Raw genomic sequence first — 16,815 nt, forward strand, 5'->3', positions numbered from 1 at the left:
GCTCGATCATCCCGCAACCCCTGTATGGATGGACAGGTACGGCTTCGCGGAAAAGTTCCGCGCCTCCGATAGTTGTCCCCGTCAGCCGTTGAAAGACCTGTGGATAACCTTGGGAAGAACCTCTCCAGCGCAGCGACGGCGGGGCGTGCGGCGGGGCGCTCGAAAATCGTCCAGGGGGAAATCGGCATTCCGCTTGCCCACAGAATCCGTGGAGCAGCCTGTGGAAAAGGTGGGCGCAACTCGCGGCAGGCCCGTGGCCATGGGGCTTTCAGGCGGCTGTTCGGGTTTTATCCAGCGCGGCTGTAACGCAACGCGGCGGGTTCGGGCTGTTATGCTCGGCCGACCGACAAGAACGCGCACCGTACGATTCCCCGGCATGCATCGGCGACGGCAGTGCCCAGCAAGAGGATATCTGTGATGACTACTCCCACTCTGTTCATTACCGGCGCCACTTCCGGCTTCGGCGAAGCCTGCGCGCGGCGTTTCGCCCGTGACGGGTGGTCGCTGGTGATCACCGGCCGTCGCGAGGAGCGCCTGAATGCGCTGGCCCAGGAGCTTTCCGCCGAGACCGAGGTACTGCCGCTGGTGCTCGACGTGCGCGACCGCGCGGCGATGACCGCTGCGGTGGACAGCCTGCCGGAGAAGTTCGCCAAGCTGCGTGGCCTGATCAACAACGCCGGCCTCGCCCTGGGTACCGACCCTGCGCAGAACTGCGAGCTGGATGACTGGGACACCATGGTGGACACCAACATCAAGGGCCTGATGTACGCCACCCGCCTGCTGCTGCCGCGCCTGATCGCCCATGGCCCGGGCGCGAGCATCCTCAACCTGGGTTCGGTGGCCGGCCACTGGCCCTATCCGGGCGGTCACGTGTATGGCGCGACCAAGGCCTTCGTCGAGCAGTTCTCGCTGAACCTGCGTTGCGACCTGCAGGGCACCGGCGTGCGCGTCACCAACCTCGAGCCGGGCATGTGCGAGAGCGAATTCTCCCTGGTGCGCTTCGGCGGTGACCAGGCGAAGTACGACAAGACCTACGCGGGCGCCGAGCCGATCCAGTCCGCGGACATTGCCGAGACCATCCACTGGATCATGAACCAGCCGCCGCACATCAACATCAACACCCTGGAAATCATGCCGGTGAGCCAGGCGTGGGCAGGGTTTGCGGTGCATCGCAAGGGGTGATGTGCGGTCGGCTAACCGTCGTACTCCGGGGTGTCCGTGCCGGGACTTCTCCCTCACCCCAGCCCTCTCCCAGAGGGAGAGGGGGCCGTCCGAGCCGGCTGACATCGAGGCTTCATCCTGCACCAAACTGCCTTCTCTCCCTCTGGGAGAGGAGCCGTCCGTACCGGCTGACGCCGAGGCTTCAACTCGCGCCGAACGATCCCCTCTCCCGCTTGCGGGAGAGGGTTAGGGTGAGGGGCTGTTGATCTTGTAGAAACGAGCAGGTCAGCCCGCGAGCAGCCAGGCACCGGCACCCGCCGAAGCCAGCCCGGCGAAACGCACCAGCGGTGCAGCCGCCTGCGGCAGCAGGCGAACGATCCCGTAACCCGCCGTATGCAGCGCCGCAGTCGCGCCGACGAAGCCGGCGGCATACAGCCACGGGCTGCTCAGCTCCGGCAGTTCCAGCCCGTGGGCCACGCCGTGGGCGAGGGCGAACAGTGCAGTCGCGCCCATCGCCAGGAACAGCGGCGGACGCACCGCCAGTGCAACGCACAGGCCCAGCGCCAGCACGGAAGCGGCGATGCCGGTCTCCATGAACGGCATCTCCAGCCCCTCGAAGCCCAGCAGCCCGCCGATCAGCATGGTCACGACGAAGGTGCACGGCAGCGCCAGCCGCGCCGCGCCTTTCTGCTGCGCGGCCCAGAGCCCGACGGCAAACATTGCCAGCAGGTGGTCGAGGCCGGTGAGGGGATGGGCGATGCCGGCGATCAGGCCGTGGTCGCCGTGGCCCGGGTGGGCGAAGGCCACGGCCGGAGTGAGGAACAGCGCCAGGCTGTAGAGGGCTTTGCGCAGCTGCATGGAAAACTCCCTGGTTCTTGTGATGGAGCGTCTGGTCATGGAACGGCCGGCATCCGCGGCCGCGAAGAAGGCATCAGGCTGCGCTCAGCAGGCCCTGGCGCTCGATGAAGGTGATGATCTCGGCCAGGCCCTGGCCGGTTTTCTGGTTGCTGAAGACGAAGGGCTTGTCGCCGCGCATGCGCGAGGCGTCCTGGTCCATCACTTCCAGCGAGGCGCCTACCAGCGGGGCGAGGTCGATCTTGTTGATCACCAGCAGGTCGGACTTGCAGATGCCCGGCCCGCCCTTGCGCGGGATCTTGTCGCCGGCGGACACGTCGATCACGTAGAGGGTCAGGTCCGACAGCTCGGGGCTGAAGGTGGCCGAGAGGTTGTCGCCGCCGGACTCCACCAGGATCAGGTCGAGGCCGGGGAAGCGGCGGTTGAGCTGGTCCACGGCTTCGAGGTTGATCGAGGCGTCCTCGCGGATCGCCGTGTGCGGGCAGCCGCCGGTTTCCACGCCGATGATCCGCTCCGGCTCCAGTGCTTCGTTGCGCACCAGGAACTGCGCGTCCTCCTGGGTGTAGATGTCGTTGGTGACCACGGCGATGTTGTAGCGCTGGCGCAGGGCGCGGCACAGCGCCAGGGTCAGGGCGGTCTTGCCGGAGCCCACCGGGCCGCCGATGCCGACGCGAAGAGGTTGAAAGTTCATGGCAGTTCTCCTAGGAGCGGAACAGACGGCTGTATTGGGTTTCGTGGGTCATGCAGGCCAGCGCGAGCCCGAAAGGCGCGCCGCCGTGGGGATCGTTTTCCAGCGCGGCCCGGCAGGCGGCGTCGAGGTCGGGGAGCAGTTGCGAGGTGAGCTTCTGCGCAGCCATCTGGCCCAGCGGCAGGGTCTTCATCAGCACCGCCAGCTGGTTCTCCAGCCAGCTCCACAGCCAGGCGCCGAGTGCCTGCTCCGGGGAGAGCCCCCAGGCGCGGGCGGCCAGGGCCCAGGCGGCGGCGAAGGAGGGCTCGCCTTGCACTGCAAGCCACTGGCGGGCGGGCTCGTCCAGCTCGGGCAGGGCTTCGAGCAACTGGCCGAGGGAGAAGCCCATCTGCCGGTTCTCCAGGCCCAGCTCACGGGTTTCGCGGCTGGCACGATGACGCTCGGCGGCGTCGCGCAGGGCGTCCCAGTCAGCGTCTTGCGCGGCACGCAGCAGCTCGGCCAGCAGCGGGCCTTCGAAGCGCGCGAGGTTCAGGTGCAACTGGTCGGCGAGCCAGGTACGGGCACCGTCGGCATCCCTCACCTGGCCCTGGTCGATGGCGCTTTCCAGGCCCTGGGAATAGCTGTAGCCGCCGATGGGCAACTGTGGACTGGCCAGGCGCAACAGCGACCAGATGGCGCTCACCGCCGCACTCCGAACTGGTGCAGCTTCGGTGCGTAGTTGAATTCCTCCTCACCGTGGTGCGAGTGGTGATGGCCGCCGCCGTAGGCGCCGTGTTCGGGCTGGAAGGGCGCGTCGATGGTTTCCACCGTGGCGCCGAGTTGGTCGAGCATGGCCTTGAGCACGTAGTCGTCGAGCAGGCGCAGCCAGCCATCGCCGACCTGCAGGGCAACGTGGCGATTGCCCAGGTGATAGGCCGCGCGGTTCAGCTCACGGGCGTTGGCGCAGGTGACGTGGAGGAGTTTTTCCGGCGCCGCGCAGACGCGCACCACGCGGCCATCGTTGGCCAACAGGCACTCGCCATCGGTCAGCGGCGACTGGCCGCGCTCGAGGAACAGGCCGACGTCTTCACCGGTGCTGGTGAAGCAGCGCAGGCGACTCTTGCTGCGCGCCTCGTAATTCAGGCGAAGCTCGGCGTCCCAGTGTTCGCGGGGTTCGATTCGTTGGTGGATGACCAGCATGGCAGTGTCCGGCAGTAGCAATGGCGGTGCTACAGCAAGGGGCTTGCCAGTGCGGGCGCGCGTCAGTTCTGGCGCGGGCTGCAGCCCTTGTCCGAGTGGTCAGCAATGGTGCGTGCGCGCAAGGATGGTGCGCACGAAAACGGTGCGCACCAAGGCGGGGCAGTAGTGCTTTTCGTAGGAGCGAGCGCGCGTGGGTTCGTCAGGGCCGCGAGCCGATCCCGGTCCAGTGCTTGGCGCCGATCATGATGAAGCGCAGCTGCTGGGTGATCTTCGCCTGGGGCGAGAGGTGCGTCGGCAGGCTGTCGGCCGGTGGGTCGATCAGCTCGGGCAGGGTGGCGAACACCGTCTTCACCACGAGGTCGGCGATCACGTCGATGTCCTGGGTGGTGAGGTGCGGCAGCTTGTTGAGCAGTGCAAGGTCGGCGGCGAGGTCGTCGGTGATGCGCTGGCGCAGGGCGCCCACGGCCTGACGAATCGGGTGCGAGCCGCCGTACTGCTCGCGGGCGAGGAAGAGGAACTGGGTGCGGTTGGCGGTGACGGCGTCGAGGAAGATGCGCACCGAGGCCTCGATCACGCCGCCCAGCTCGAATTCGTTGCGACGCACCACGCGCAAGGTCTCGCGGAAGGTCTCGTCGACATCGGCGACCAGGGCGAGGCCGAGCTGGTCCATGTCGGTGAAGTGCCGGTAGAAGCCCGCCGGCACGATGCCCGCCGTCTTCGCCACTTCCCGCAGGCTCAGGCTGCCGAAGCCGCGGCCGCTGTCCATCAGGCCGCGCGCGGCATCCATCAGGGCCAGGCGGGTCTGTTGTTTCTGTTCGGCGCGGGGAGTGGCCATACGGCAGTGCTATCCAGGGCAAAGGCGCAGGCACTCTAGCAAATGCCGGTCGGCGCGGGGGAAGTTCCTGTGGAAAATAGTGAACGAGTGTTGACTGAAATCTCCTGCTCGTGAGATTTTAAGTGAACACATGTTTACTGTTCGGTGTTCGCCCATGTCCCTGCTTCCCTTTGCCGGCCTGCGTTTCCTCTCGCCGCTGTTGTCGCCGCTGCGCGCCCTGGTGCGCGGCCAGTGGCTGCGCGAGTCGGATGTCGATGCCGCGTTGCGCGCCTGCAACCGTGGCTGGTCGCTGCGCCGGGTGTTCGCGCGGGTCGAGGCGCGGCAGTGGGTGGCGGACGACATGCTCGAACTGCGCCTGCGCCCCAATGCGCACTGGCGTGGCGCGCGGCCCGGCCAGCACCTGCAGTTGTTCGTCGAGCGCGACGGTGTGCGCCACAGCCGCAGCTACAGCCTGACCCGCGTCGCCGAGGACGGCTGCCTGGAGTTCGCCGTGAAGCTGCAGCCGGGCGGGCGCATATCCACCTTCCTGCTGCAGCAATTGTGCGTCGGTGAAGTGCTGGAGCTGGGCCTGCCGGACGGCGACCTGAGCTGGCCGACCGACGACCAGGGCGTGCTGCTGCTGGCCGCGGGCAGTGGCCTGACACCCTTGCTCGGCCTGCTGCGCGAGGCGCTGGCGCGCGGCTACGGCGGCCCGGTAACGCTGCTGCATTACGTTCGTCAGCGCGGTCAGAAGGCCTTCGTCGATGGGCTTCAGGCGCTGGCGCGGCAGTACCCGAATCTCGAACTGCGCTGGGCGTTGAGCGGCGATGCCGCGCGGGAAGGCGAGTTGTCCGGACGCTTCCAGCGCGATCATGTGGCCGACCTGGATGGCCGCCACGTGCTGGCCTGCGGCCCTGGCGGCTTCGTCGAAACGGTACGCCAGGCGCTGGGCGCGAGCAGCCGCAGCCTGCAGGTGGAAAGCTTCAGCCCGCCGGCCTGGGACGGGCAAGAGCCGGCAAAGGCCGTGAGTCTGAGCTTCGCCCGCAGCGCGTTGCAGGTGGCTGGCGATAGCCGCCGCAGCCTGTTGGAGCAGGCCGAATCCCACGGCCTGCGCCCGGTGCACGGCTGCCGCCAGGGCGTCTGCACCAGTTGCACCTGCACGCTGGTCAGCGGCTGCGTGCGCGACTTGCGCAGCGGCGAGCTGTTCAGCGAACCGGGCCAGCCCATCCGTATCTGCGTCAGCGCGCCCCAGGGCGACCTGACCGTCGATCTCTGATCTTCAGGAGAATGTCCATGCGCGAAGATCGCGACCTCAGCGCCGCCGAACTGGCGGCCTTCGGTGACGAGCTGGACGCCCTGCGCCAGCGCACCCTGCATGACCTGGGCGAAAAAGACGCCCGCTACATCCGTCGCATCCGCGCGGCGGTGCGCTTCTGCTGCTGGAGCGGCCGTGTGCTGCTGATGGTCGGCTGGTTCCCGCCGACCTGGCTGCTGGGCACCTTCCTGCTCGGGCTGGGCAAGATCCTGGAGAACATGGAGCTGGGCCATAACGTCATGCATGGCCAGTACGACTGGATGAACGATCCGGAATTCTCCGGGCGCAACTATGAGTGGGACATCGTCGGCCCCGCGGACTTCTGGCGGCACACGCACAACCATGTGCATCACACCTACACCAACGTGCTGGGCATGGACGACGATGTGGGCTACGGCGTGGTGCGGCTGTTCCCCGAGCAGAGGTGGAAGCCGTTCTACCGCTGGCAGCCGCTCTGGGTGACGCTGCAGGCGCTGCTGTTCCAGTACGCCGTGGCGGTGCAGCATCTGCGCCTGGACAAGTACGTGAAGGGGCGGATGAGCAAGGAAGAGTTGCGCCCGCTGCTGCGCCAGTTCAACGCCAAGGTCGGGCGCCAGTGGGTGAAGGACTACCTGGTGTTCCCGCTGCTCGGCCTGTTCACCGGCGCCTTCGGCGCGGTGCTGCTGGGCAACGTCATCGCCAATCTGATGCGCAACCTGTGGACCTTCACCGTGATCTTCTGCGGCCACTTCACCGAGAAGGCGGCGGTATTCCCGCCCGAGGTGGTGCAGGGGGAGACGCGTGGCCACTGGTACCTGCGCCAGCTGCGCGGGTCGAGCAACCTGGAAGGCGGCCCGCTGTTCCATATCCTCACCGGCAACCTCAGCCACCAGATCGAGCACCACCTCTATCCGGACCTGCCGGCGCGCCGCTATGCGCAGCTGTCGAAGGAGGTGCAGGCGATTGCCGCGCGCTACGGCCAGACCTACAACAGCGGCCGCCTGTCGGCGCAGTTCGCCACAGTGCTCAAGCGCATCTGGATCCATCGCCGACCGACACAGCCGGCGATCGCCTGAGGCAGATCAGGCGCGGCGGGTCAGCGGCGAGGCGATGTCCTCACGCAGGGCGCGCAGGTCGGCGGCGTCCTGGTTGAGGTGGTGGATGGACTTGAGCAGCTTCTGTCGGAGCAGGTCATCCTGGACCTGTTCGAGCGCCCGCATGACTTCCAGGGCCGTGGCCTCGTTGTTGGCGGCGACGGCGTCGAGAGTCTTTCGCAGGCTGCGGGTTGCGTGGTGCACGGTGGTGATCTCCTGAAAACTGCGTGCACCCTACGACCTGAGTATTTCCAATAAATTTCAACAAGTTGCTTTCCGATCGGCGGTCATGATGTCGCATCGGTGGCAGATCGATTCAGGAAAGCATGCACAGCGCCAGCAGTGGCACCAGGTTGAGCAGCAGGACGCCGATCTTGTAGACGGCCATGCCGCCGTAATGAATCGCGTCGAACTGCTCGACTGGCAGGGTGAACCAGCGCGAATGCAGGCGGTAGACGAAGTCGTGGGCGAGGGTGAAGGCGGCGAACCAGACCAGCAGGATGACGTAGTTGATCAGGGTGCAGTAGAGCAGGAAGGGTTTCAGGTCCAGGAGCGGCATGAGGATTCTCCGGCCACATACTGCATTGGAGTAGCCGCCGGGCGCAGGGTTTCACCGGTTTGCCGGCGGGCGCGCGTCCGATAGCCGGCGCACTGGCCGCCGGCCATAATGCGCACCTGCTGCAAACCATGTGATCTTTGCCGCATGACCGCTGTCCGATGTGCGGACGGCTAACCTTGCCCTGACACCCACCTTCCTCATTTTCCTGCCGGACTTGCCATGTTCAGCCCGCTCGTCACGTTTCCCGCGCTCTACACCGCCACGCTGTTGATGCTCGCCGGCTCCGGCCTGTTCACCACCTACATGGGCCTGCGCCTGACCCAGGAAGGCGTCAGCGACCTCTGGGTCGGCGGTCTGATGGCGGCGTACTACTTCGGCCTGGTCTGTGGTGGCAAGTTCGGCCACAAGCTGATCGCCGGCTTCGGCCACATCCGCTCCTACGTCGCCTGCGCCGGCATGGCCACGGTGATCGTGCTGATCCACGCGCTGGTTTCGCAGCTGGAGGTGTGGATCGTCCTGCGCTTCGTGATGGGCGCGGTCATGATGAACCAGTACATGGTGATCGAGAGCTGGCTCAACGAGCAGGCCGAAGGGCACCAGCGCGGCAAGGTGTTCGCCGGCTACATGGTGGCGGTGGACGCCGGCCTGGTCGTTGGCCAGGGCTTGCTGGCGCTTAGCCCGGCGCTGGATTACAAGCCGCTGCTGCTGGTCGCCATGTGCTTCTCGTCGTGCCTGATCCCGCTGGCGCTGACCCGTCGCGTCCACCCGGCCAAGCTGGTGGCGGCGCCGCTGGAGATCGGCTTCTTCTGGAAGCGCGTGCCGCAATCGCTGGGCACCATCTTCGTCGCCGGCCTGATGGTCGGCGCGTTCTACGGCCTGGCGCCGGTGTATGCGGCGCGCAACGGCCTGGACACCGCGCAGTCGAGCTTCTTCGTCGGCATGTGCATCGTCGCCGGCTTCTGCGCGCAGTGGCCGCTGGGCTGGTTGTCGGACCGGGTCAACCGCAGCTGGCTGATCCGCGCCAACGCCTTGCTGCTGTGCCTGGCCGCAGTGCCGATGTGGGGGCTGATCGAACTGCCCTATACGCTGCTGCTGGCGAACGGATTCGTCACCGGCATGCTGCTGTTCACCCTCTATCCACTGGCGGTGGCGCTGGGCAATGACCACGTCGAGCAATCGCGCCGGGTGGCGCTGTCGGCCATGCTGCTGACGACCTACGGCGTCGGCGCCTGCATCGGCCCGCTGTTCGCCGGCGCGATGATGCGTCACTTCGGGCCGGGCATGTTCTACATGCTGGTCTCGGCCTATGCGCTGATCCTGATCTTCTGGGTGCAGCCCAAGCGCGTCACCGGTGTGCACCGCGTCGACGAGGCGCCGCTGCACCACGTGGCCATGCCCGACACCGTCAGCCCGATGGCCGCCGCGCTGGACCCGCGTGTCGAGGAAGTGCCGGAGGAACTGGTGGTGGAAGCGCCGGCGAGCATTGGTCGCTCCGATGGCGAGCCGGATGCTGGCGAGACGAAGCTCTGATCGAATTGCGCTAACGCAGAAATGAGAAAGCCCGGCAGATGCCGGGCTTTTCTTTCGCCTGTCAGGCGTATTTCGTCTGGATCAGGAAACACGCTTGAGGTGGGCATCGAACACGGTGTCACCACCGGACTCGGCGACCATGTTGCTGTGCAGCTTGTCGATGGTGTGCTCGGAGCCGTTCTCGGCTACGCGGACGTCATCCATCTGCTTGTGCAGGCGGTCGATGGTGCGCTCGGAACCGTTGTCGGCAACGCGGGCGTCGTCCATTTGCTTGTGCAGGCGGTCGATGGTGCGCTCGGAGCCGTTGTCGGCAACGCGGGCATCGTCCATCTGCTTGTGCAGGCGATCGATGGTGCGCTCGGAGCCATTGTCGGCAACGCGGGCGTCGTCCATCTGCTTGTGCAGGCGGTCGATGGTGCGGTCGGAGCCGTTTTCGGCGACACGGGCTTCAGCGCTCTTCTGCTGCAGCTGGTGTTCGTGTTGCGGAAGGGAGCGCGGGCCGTTGTTGAGGATGGCCGGGGCGGCGAAGACGGCGCTGGCGGACATCAGGGAAGTGAGTGCAAGGCTGAGGGCGATCTGGCGTTTCATGTTGTGTGGCTCCGAAAGGGGGGCGGTTTGTTTTGGCTACGGGGTTATTTTCCCTTCGGATAAATCGATTTAAAAACGATGCCGGGTAATACAGAGCATCAGCGATGTCGATTATTTAGCCGGCTAATTTCTACTATCGCCGTTAATGATGTAACGACGAAAACCGCTCTAGGGCGGTGTTTTCAGGTGCGTTTCAGGAGGTTTCAGGCAAGGCGCCGTTACAAATCACGGCTGGCCTGTTATCGATGGCGGGGTTTCGTGAACTTCGAGCGATAAGAAAGCCCGGCGGGGCCGGGCTTTTCTCTCACCTTGCGGTGTACTGCCTTGGGCGTCAGGCCTTCAGGTGGGCATCGAAGACGGTATCGCCACCGGACTCGGCGACCATGTTGCTGTGCAGTTGGTCGACGGTGTGCTCGGAACCGTTTTCGGCAACGCTCATCTCGCTGTGCAGGCGGTCGATGGTTTTGCTCGAACCGTTTTCAGCCACGCCCAGTTGCTTGTGCAGGCGGTCGACGGTCTGGCTGGAGCCATTCTCGGCGACGTTCATGGCCTGGTGCAGGCGGTCAACCGACTGGCTCGAACCGTTTTCGGCAACACTCATTTCGCTGTGCAGACGGTCGATGGTTTTGCTCGAACCGTTTTCAGCCACGCCCAGTTGCTTGTGCAGGCGGTCGACGGTCTGGCTGGAGCCATTCTCGGCGACGTTCATGGCCTGGTGCAGGCGGTCAACCGACTTGCTCGAACCGTTTTCGGCAACGCTCATTTCGCTGTGCAGACGGTCGATGGTTTTGCTCGAACCGTTTTCAGCCACGCCCAGTTGCTTGTGCAGGCGGTCGACGGTCTGGCTGGAGCCGTTCTCGGCCACGTTCATTTTCTGGATCAGGCGATCAACCGACTGGCTGGAGCCGTTTTCGGCGATACGGGCCTTGGCCGCGTCCAGTTGTTTCTGCTGCTGACCCAGGCTGCGTTCGGCGCCTTCCTGAACCAGGATCTGGGTCTGGCTGGCGTTGATGACAGGGGATTCCTGCTGGGAGCCGGCGAAAGCGGCATTGGCAGCAAGTACGGAGAGGGCAAAGCCAAGTACGAGGGTGCGTTTCATGATGCGGCTCCAGAAAGAGTGGGGAGTTCGTTGGACACGGACTCAGTATCTGTTCTGGATTATCGATTGGAAAACGATGCCGAAAGATAGTCGCTATCGATGTCGATGATTGTTGAATAGTATCTTTAAAATCAGATACTTGGTTGTGAAAATTGACTTCTATCAACGCCTTTGATGGGCGATATCGGCGTGATTGGTAGTATCTGATTGTTCGATGTATTTGTGGGGAAGGTCTGGCTCAACGGCTCTGGGATGCGGGTCTTCGCCGAATGGCAGGGCGCGCAAGCACGAAGCCCGGCCGGAGTCGGGCATCGATGCGGGCGATGGCGGGGTTACTTCAGGTCCTGGAGCAGGTCGGCCATGTCGTCGGCGTGCTCTTCCTCCTGGGCGAGGATCTCCTCGAACAGGCGGCGCGTGGTCGGGTCGTCGTCGCCCAGGTAGACGACGATTTCGCGGTAGCTGTCGATGGCGATGCGTTCGGCGACCAGGTTCTCGGTGATCATCTCGCGCAGGTTGGCGCCGGCCACGTATTCGGCGTGGGAGCGCTCGGTCAGCCCGTGGGGATTGAAGTCCGGCTCGCCGCCCAGCTGCATGATGCGCTCGGCCAGCAGGTCGGCGTGCTGCAGTTCCTGGGTGGCGTGCTCGAGGAATTCGGCGGCGGCCACGCTGGCCTTCAGTCCGGTGGCCATGAAGTAGTGGCGCTTGTAGCGCAGGTAACAGACCAGTTCGGTGGCCAGCGACTCATTGAGCAGACGCAGCACGGTCTTGCGGTCGGCATGGTAGCCCTCGGTCACTGCGCCGTCCTCGATGTTCTGGCGCGCCCTCTGGCGCAGGGTCTGGACGTCGGTCAGTTGTGCCTGGTTCATCAGGTATCTCCTTAACGGCGGGCCGGCGCTGCGGTGGCGCGCGGCTTGGTTCGGGTCTCAAGGGTGTGAGTCGCGGGCCGCCTTGAAAGTTTGGTTTTTTTGCCCGGCAGCGCCGTCGCGCACAATTGCCGCGCAGATTGCGGGAGCCATCACCTCGCTATGCTGGTCCAAGACGACAGGCCAAGGGAGAATGCCGGCCCGGCATGCTCAGGCGGCCGATGATGACCGGCAGCGACGTGGGGACGTCGCTGCTTCCACCGACGCGGCAAGCAGGGAGTTCAGGTATGACGCGCGGGAAACGAATCTGCCTCTGGAGCTTCACGGGTTTCATCGCGGTAATCGCCGCGCTGGTGGTGTTCATCGCCACCTTCGACTGGAACCGGGTGAAGCCGACCATCAACGAGAAGGTCTCGGCCGAGCTGGGCCGCCCCTTCGCCATCAATGGCGACCTGCAGGTGTTCTGGCGCACCGAGCCGGACGAAGGCGGCTGGCGCGCCTATGTGCCGTGGCCGCATTTCAGCGCCGCGGACATCACCCTGGGCAACCCCGACTGGGCGGCCGGCAAGACGCGTTCGACGAACTTTGCCAGCCTGGAGAAGGTGGAGTTCCGCCTCGCCCCGCTGCCGCTGCTGTGGCAGACCGTGAACATCCCGCAGATCGTCCTCACCCGCCCCAGCGCCGATCTGCTGCGGCTCGCGGATGGGCGGGCGACCTGGACCTTCGAGCTGCCGAAGAAGGAAGAAGACCCCAACGCCCCGCCCGAGCAGTCTTCGTGGAAGCTGGATATCGGCGAGATCGGCTTCGACAAGGGCAGTGTCACCCTCGATGACCAGCGCCTGAAGACTCGCCTGGAACTGCTGGTGGACCCGCTCGGCAAGCCGGTGCCGTTCGGCGAACTGGCGGGCAAGGCGCTGGCCGGCGGCGACAAGGCCGAAACCCAGGACTACGTGTTCGGCTGGAAGCTCAAGGGCCAGTACAAGGGGCTGCCGCTCAACGGCTCGGGCAAGGTCGGCGGCATGCTCGCCCTGCAGGATGCCGCCAAGCCTTTCCCGGTGCAGGCCGACGTCTCCGCCGGCAGCACCCGCGCGAGCATCGTCGGCACGCTGGTCGACCCGCTGAACCTCGGCGCGCTGGACCTGCGCCTGAGGCTGGCTGGCACCAGCATGGCCAACCTCTTTCCACTCACCGGCGTGACCCTGCCCGATACGCCGGCCTACGAGACCGACGGCCGCCTGAAAGCCGAGCTGCACGATTCGGCCGGCGCGCAGTTCCACTACGAGAACTTCAACGGCAAGGTCGGCGACAGCGATCTGCATGGCGACCTGGTGTTCGTCAATCGCCAGCCGCGGCCCAAGCTTTCCGGCAAGCTGCGCTCGGACCAGTTGCGCATGGCCGACCTAGGTCCGCTGATCGGCGCCGACTCCAACAAGGAGAAGCAGGCGCGCGGCCAGAGCACCCGCCAGCCGGCGGACAAGGTGCTGCCGGTGGAAGAGTTCCGCACCGACCGCTGGCGCGCCATGGACGCCGACGTGGAGTTCACCGGCAAGCGCATCGTGCACAGCGACAAGCTGCCGATCAGCGATCTCTACACCCACCTGGTGCTCAACGATGGCCTGCTGACCCTGGAGCCGCTGCGCTTCGGCGTGGCCGGCGGCACGCTGGACTCGCACATCCGCCTGGACGGCGGCAAGACGCCGTTGCAGAGCAAGGTCCAACTGCAGGCGCGCAGCTTCAAGCTCAAGGAGCTGTTCCCCAGCTTTGCGCCGATGCAGTCGAGCTTCGGCGAGCTGAATGGCGACGCGGCCATCAGCGGCACCGGCAATTCGGTGGCAACCATCCTCGCCGGCGCCAACGGCGAGATGAAGCTGCTGATCAACGACGGGCGCATCAGCCGCAGCCTGATGGAGATCGCCGGGCTCAACGTGGGCAACTACGTGGTGAACAAGCTGTTCGGCGATGACGAAGTGAAGATCAACTGCGCCGCTGCCGACGTGGGCATCACCCATGGCCTGGCCAAGCCGCGGGTGTTCGCCTTCGACACCGAGAACGCGATCATCACGGTGGACGGCACGGCCAACTTCGCCACTGAGCAGCTGGACCTGGACATCACTCCGCAGAGCAAGGGCGTGCGCATCTTCTCTCTGCGCTCGCCGCTCTATGTGCAGGGCACCTTCAAGAACCCGAAGGCGGGTGTGCATGTCCTGCCGCTGGCTGCGCGCGGTGCGGGGATGGTAGCCCTGGGTGTGGCAGTCGCCCCGGCGGCAGCGCTGCTGGCACTTGTCGCCCCGAGCAAGCAGGACGACAACCAGTGCACCGCGTTGCTGGAACAGATGAAGCAGCCGGCGAAAGCGCCCACGAAGGGCAAATGAGCTCCTGCCGGTGACGCCAGTGCGTAGGGCGCATAACTCGGTACGGGTTATCCGCCATTCAGGCGGATAACGCCTTAGGCGTTATGCGCCCTACCGGCGGATCAGTAGATCGGGACGTACAGATCGGTTTCCGACGCCGGGTCCTGCGGGCCGAGGAAGCGTTCGGTGTAGCGCTCCAGGTCCACGCCTTTCTTCGGCTCCAGCCCGTGGCGGGCCAGCAGGCTGGAATAGATGGCCTGGAAGCTGTCGGCGATGGCGCTGACCGGGCCGATGTGGGTGAACACCGCGTACTTCTGCGCGGGCACCGCGAAGCTGATCATGCCCTCGGGCACGGCCGCGCCGGCATCCACCGGCAGGCCGGCGATGTAGTGGAACTCACCGCCCGGCAGTTGAGTGCAGACGCCATAGGCCGTCTTGTCCGCCGCGCTGGCCGTGACCTCCTGCTCGCGTGGCAGGAAGCGTTGCCACAGCTGGCCGATGCTGTCGCCCGGCGCACTGCCGCGGTAGTCCATGCCCACCACGTCGAAGGCGGGCAGTTCGATGATGCGGTATTTCATGGGCGGCTCCTGAGATGGCTGCGGGGATGATAGACCGTCGTCAATGCCCGCAGGGAACAACCCCGCGCGCCTGCGACGCGTTGCCCGATGAAGGTGCCAGACGAAAAAGCCCCCGCCAGCGGGCGAGGGCATTTTCTTCACCGCTCAGGCCTTGGTTACGGCTGGTAATCACGCTCGTGGCGGTCCAGCTCGGAACAGGTCATGAACCCCGACCCGTCCACCCGGCCACTGCCGTCGAAGCTCACGTAGAAGGGCTGTTGCTGCCCGTTCTTGCTGAGGATGTAGCTGTTGCAGCTGCCCGGCTTCATCAGGCGCTTCTGGGTCGCCGACGGGGTGCCGCCGATCTTCAGGACTTCTTCCTGGCTCATCCCCTTCTCGACATTGCGCACCAGCGGCTCGTCGCGGTAGGTGATGTAGTTGACCGGGTTCTGCACCTTGGTGGAGGCGCAGCCCGCCACCGAGGCCAGTACCAACAGCGCCAGCAGTGATCGCTTGTACATGGTGTTCTCCTTGGTTGAGCAACTCACTCGCTCAACTTGGAGCCTAGGTCATGATCCGGCGTTCAAGAAATCTGTGGGACGCAGGCCTCACTGGGCTTCTTTCAGGGCATCGTCCAGGCGTTGCTGGTTCTGCACGTTGGCCGCATCGATCTGCTGCTTGAGTTGCTGCATCTGCTGCTGGGCCTGTTGCGCCTGCTGGGCCTGCAGGTTGGCAGTGGTGGCCGCCGTGGCGGCAGTCTCGCCCAGGCCGCAGGCGGAGAGCGCGGCAGCCAGGAGCAGCAGGAGGGTCAGTTGGAGGGGGCGCATGGCGGACTCCGGGCGCGAAGGGTATTACCGCCACACTAGCGCATGGCGGCACTCGCGTCAGTGAGCGGCTGCTCAGCCGTAGCGCTTCATCGCTTCGATGGCCAGGCCGTTGCCGATCCCGCTAAAACGGTCGCCGTCGACGTGGCGGGCATTGGGCAGCATCGCCGCCACGCTCTGGCGCAGGGCCGGCACGCCGGAGGAGCCGCCGGTGAAGAACACGGTGTCGACTCGTGCCGGGTCCACGTCGGCGCAGTTGAGCAGTTCGCTGATGCTGCCACGCACGCGCTCCAGCAGCGGGCCGATGGCGCCTTCGAACAGCTCGCGGCTCAGTTCCGCGACCAGCCCGGCTTCGATGCGGGCGAGGTCAATGTCGCGGCGCTCGGTGTCGGACAGCTCGATCTTGCTGGCTTCCACCTGCATCGCCAGCCAGTGGCCGGCGCGCTGCTCGATGAGCTTGAACAGGCGGTCGATGCCGGTGGCGTCGACGATGTCGTAGCGCATGTTCTGCAGCGCCAGCTGGGACTTCTGCGCGTACACCGCGTTGATGGTGTGCCAGGTGGCGAGGTTGAGGTGGTAGCTGGTCGGCATGAAGGCGTCGCTCTTCATCTTGCTGCCGTAGCCGAACAGCGGCATCACACCCTGGATGCTCAGCTGCTTGTCGAAGTCGGTACCGCCGATGTGCACGCCGCCGGTGGCGAGGATATCGCCCTGGCGGTCGGCCACTTCGCGGCGTTCCGGCGACAGGCGCACCAGCGAGAAGTCGGAGGTACCGCCGCCGATGTCGACGATCAGCACCAGCTCTTCACGCTCGATGCTGCGCTCATAGTCGAAGGCCGCGGCCAGCGGTTCGTACTGGAAGGACACGTCCTTGAAGCCGAGTTTCTGCGCAACGGCGACCAGGGTGTCCTGGGCTTCCTGGTCGGCCTTGGGGTCATCGTCGACGAAGAACACCGGGCGGCCCAGCACCACGGAATCGAACTCGCGCCCGGCAACCGCTTCGGCGCGCTTCTTCAGCTCGCCGATGAACAGCCCCAGCAGGTCCTTGAACGGCATGGCGCTGCCCAGCACGGTGGTCTCGCTTTTCAGCAGCGAGGAGCCCAGCAGGCTTTTCAGCGAGCGCATCAGGCGGCCTTCGTAGCCTTCCAGGTATTCGTGCAGGGCTAGGCGGCCGTACACCGGGCGGCGTTCCTCGACGTTGAAGAAGATCACCGAGGGCAGGGTGATCTTGTCGTCTTCCAGGGCGATCAGCGGTTCGCTGTCCGGACGCCACCAGCCGACGGTGGAGTTGGAGGTACCGAAGTCGATGCCCAGGGCGCGGGCCGCAGTGGTCGGGAACATGGTGCAGGATGTCCGGAG

General features: G+C 65.6%; 19 protein-coding genes. 5 read left to right on the forward strand and 14 right to left on the reverse strand.

Translation table 11 applies throughout. The annotated features are described in order from the left end of the window. The first annotated feature begins 417 nt into the window (after positions 1 to 417). Positions 418 to 1,182 carry an SDR family oxidoreductase gene (locus tag IB255_RS17575; RefSeq protein WP_081515568.1) on the forward strand — a complete coding sequence of 255 codons (765 nt, stop codon included), beginning with the start codon at positions 418 to 420 and terminating at the stop codon, positions 1,180 to 1,182. Between the two features lie 264 nt (positions 1,183 to 1,446). Here the strand turns inward: IB255_RS17575 and IB255_RS17580 are convergent, their stop codons facing one another. From IB255_RS17580 to IB255_RS17600, 5 genes are all read right to left on the reverse strand, one after another. Next, positions 1,447 to 2,019 carry a HupE/UreJ family protein gene (locus IB255_RS17580; RefSeq protein WP_081515569.1) on the reverse strand — a complete coding sequence of 191 codons (573 nt, stop codon included), beginning with the start codon at positions 2,017 to 2,019 and terminating at the stop codon, positions 1,447 to 1,449. Positions 2,020 to 2,092: 73 nt separating this feature from the next. Next, positions 2,093 to 2,707 carry an urease accessory protein UreG gene (gene ureG, locus IB255_RS17585; RefSeq protein WP_081515570.1) on the reverse strand — a complete coding sequence of 205 codons (615 nt, stop codon included), beginning with the start codon at positions 2,705 to 2,707 and terminating at the stop codon, positions 2,093 to 2,095. Between the two features lie 10 nt (positions 2,708 to 2,717). Continuing rightward, positions 2,718 to 3,386, reverse strand: coding sequence for an urease accessory protein UreF (locus IB255_RS17590; RefSeq protein ID WP_081515571.1), 669 nt, complete (start codon positions 3,384 to 3,386; stop codon positions 2,718 to 2,720). Continuing rightward, complete coding sequence (gene ureE / locus IB255_RS17595; protein WP_081515572.1) at positions 3,383 to 3,883, reverse strand: urease accessory protein UreE; 501 nt, start codon at positions 3,881 to 3,883, stop codon at positions 3,383 to 3,385. The genes IB255_RS17590 and ureE overlap by 4 nt, the downstream gene beginning before the upstream one ends. A gap of 199 nt (positions 3,884 to 4,082) precedes the next feature. Beyond that, on the reverse strand, positions 4,083 to 4,718 hold the full coding sequence (locus IB255_RS17600; protein ID WP_081515573.1) for a TetR family transcriptional regulator: 636 nt from the start codon (positions 4,716 to 4,718) through the stop codon (positions 4,083 to 4,085). A gap of 154 nt (positions 4,719 to 4,872) precedes the next feature. Between IB255_RS17600 and IB255_RS17605 the strand changes: the two genes are divergently transcribed. Further along, positions 4,873 to 5,973, forward strand: coding sequence for a flavin reductase family protein (locus IB255_RS17605; RefSeq protein WP_081515574.1), 1,101 nt, complete (start codon positions 4,873 to 4,875; stop codon positions 5,971 to 5,973). An 11-nt stretch (positions 5,974 to 5,984) separates the two neighbouring features. Continuing rightward, positions 5,985 to 7,067 (forward strand): fatty acid desaturase family protein, encoded by a 1,083-nt coding sequence (locus IB255_RS17610; RefSeq protein ID WP_139791450.1) that lies wholly within the window; start codon positions 5,985 to 5,987, stop codon positions 7,065 to 7,067. A gap of 6 nt (positions 7,068 to 7,073) precedes the next feature. Here IB255_RS17610 and IB255_RS17615 read toward each other — a convergent pair whose 3' ends face one another. Then, positions 7,074 to 7,289, reverse strand: coding sequence for a hypothetical protein (locus IB255_RS17615; RefSeq protein ID WP_081515576.1), 216 nt, complete (start codon positions 7,287 to 7,289; stop codon positions 7,074 to 7,076). A 112-nt stretch (positions 7,290 to 7,401) separates the two neighbouring features. Beyond that, positions 7,402 to 7,644: a DUF6868 family protein gene (locus IB255_RS17620; RefSeq protein ID WP_081515577.1), complete on the reverse strand. Its 243-nt coding sequence runs from the start codon at positions 7,642 to 7,644 to the stop codon at positions 7,402 to 7,404. Positions 7,645 to 7,863: 219 nt separating this feature from the next. Between IB255_RS17620 and IB255_RS17625 the strand changes: the two genes are divergently transcribed. Continuing rightward, positions 7,864 to 9,174, forward strand: a complete 1,311-nt coding sequence (locus tag IB255_RS17625; RefSeq protein WP_081515578.1) for an MFS transporter — start codon at positions 7,864 to 7,866, stop codon at positions 9,172 to 9,174. 81 nt (positions 9,175 to 9,255) lie between these two features. On the opposite strand, the gene IB255_RS17630 is transcribed toward IB255_RS17625, so the two are convergent. The 3 genes from IB255_RS17630 to IB255_RS17640 all read right to left on the reverse strand — a co-directional run bounded on the left by IB255_RS17630 (position 9,256) and on the right by IB255_RS17640 (position 11,727). Continuing rightward, positions 9,256 to 9,762: a phage infection protein gene (locus IB255_RS17630; protein ID WP_081515579.1), complete on the reverse strand. Its 507-nt coding sequence runs from the start codon at positions 9,760 to 9,762 to the stop codon at positions 9,256 to 9,258. A 331-nt stretch (positions 9,763 to 10,093) separates the two neighbouring features. Then, positions 10,094 to 10,861 carry a hypothetical protein gene (locus IB255_RS31295; RefSeq protein WP_192210603.1) on the reverse strand — a complete coding sequence of 256 codons (768 nt, stop codon included), beginning with the start codon at positions 10,859 to 10,861 and terminating at the stop codon, positions 10,094 to 10,096. A 332-nt stretch (positions 10,862 to 11,193) separates the two neighbouring features. Further along, positions 11,194 to 11,727, reverse strand: coding sequence for a ferritin-like domain-containing protein (locus tag IB255_RS17640; RefSeq protein WP_045216340.1), 534 nt, complete (start codon positions 11,725 to 11,727; stop codon positions 11,194 to 11,196). Between the two features lie 284 nt (positions 11,728 to 12,011). Between IB255_RS17640 and IB255_RS17645 the strand changes: the two genes are divergently transcribed. Continuing rightward, positions 12,012 to 14,096, forward strand: coding sequence for an AsmA family protein (locus tag IB255_RS17645; protein WP_081515581.1), 2,085 nt, complete (start codon positions 12,012 to 12,014; stop codon positions 14,094 to 14,096). Between the two features lie 101 nt (positions 14,097 to 14,197). Here the strand turns inward: IB255_RS17645 and IB255_RS17650 are convergent, their stop codons facing one another. The 4 genes from IB255_RS17650 to IB255_RS17665 form a co-directional block, all read right to left on the reverse strand. Next, the gene (locus tag IB255_RS17650; protein WP_081515582.1) at positions 14,198 to 14,653 is read right to left on the reverse strand and encodes a GyrI-like domain-containing protein; all 456 of its coding nucleotides are present in this window, start codon (positions 14,651 to 14,653) and stop codon (positions 14,198 to 14,200) included. 155 nt (positions 14,654 to 14,808) lie between these two features. Beyond that, positions 14,809 to 15,153 (reverse strand): osmotically-inducible lipoprotein OsmE, encoded by a 345-nt coding sequence (gene osmE, locus IB255_RS17655; protein WP_081515583.1) that lies wholly within the window; start codon positions 15,151 to 15,153, stop codon positions 14,809 to 14,811. An 87-nt stretch (positions 15,154 to 15,240) separates the two neighbouring features. Further along, complete coding sequence (locus IB255_RS17660) at positions 15,241 to 15,459, reverse strand: hypothetical protein (protein WP_081515584.1); 219 nt, start codon at positions 15,457 to 15,459, stop codon at positions 15,241 to 15,243. Positions 15,460 to 15,531: 72 nt separating this feature from the next. Beyond that, positions 15,532 to 16,797 (reverse strand): Hsp70 family protein, encoded by a 1,266-nt coding sequence (locus IB255_RS17665; RefSeq protein WP_081515585.1) that lies wholly within the window; start codon positions 16,795 to 16,797, stop codon positions 15,532 to 15,534. Positions 16,798 to 16,815: the final 18 nt, after the last annotated feature.

The organism is Pseudomonas sp. PDM22, from assembly GCF_014851965.1.
Classification (GTDB): Bacteria; Pseudomonadota; Gammaproteobacteria; order Pseudomonadales; family Pseudomonadaceae; genus Pseudomonas.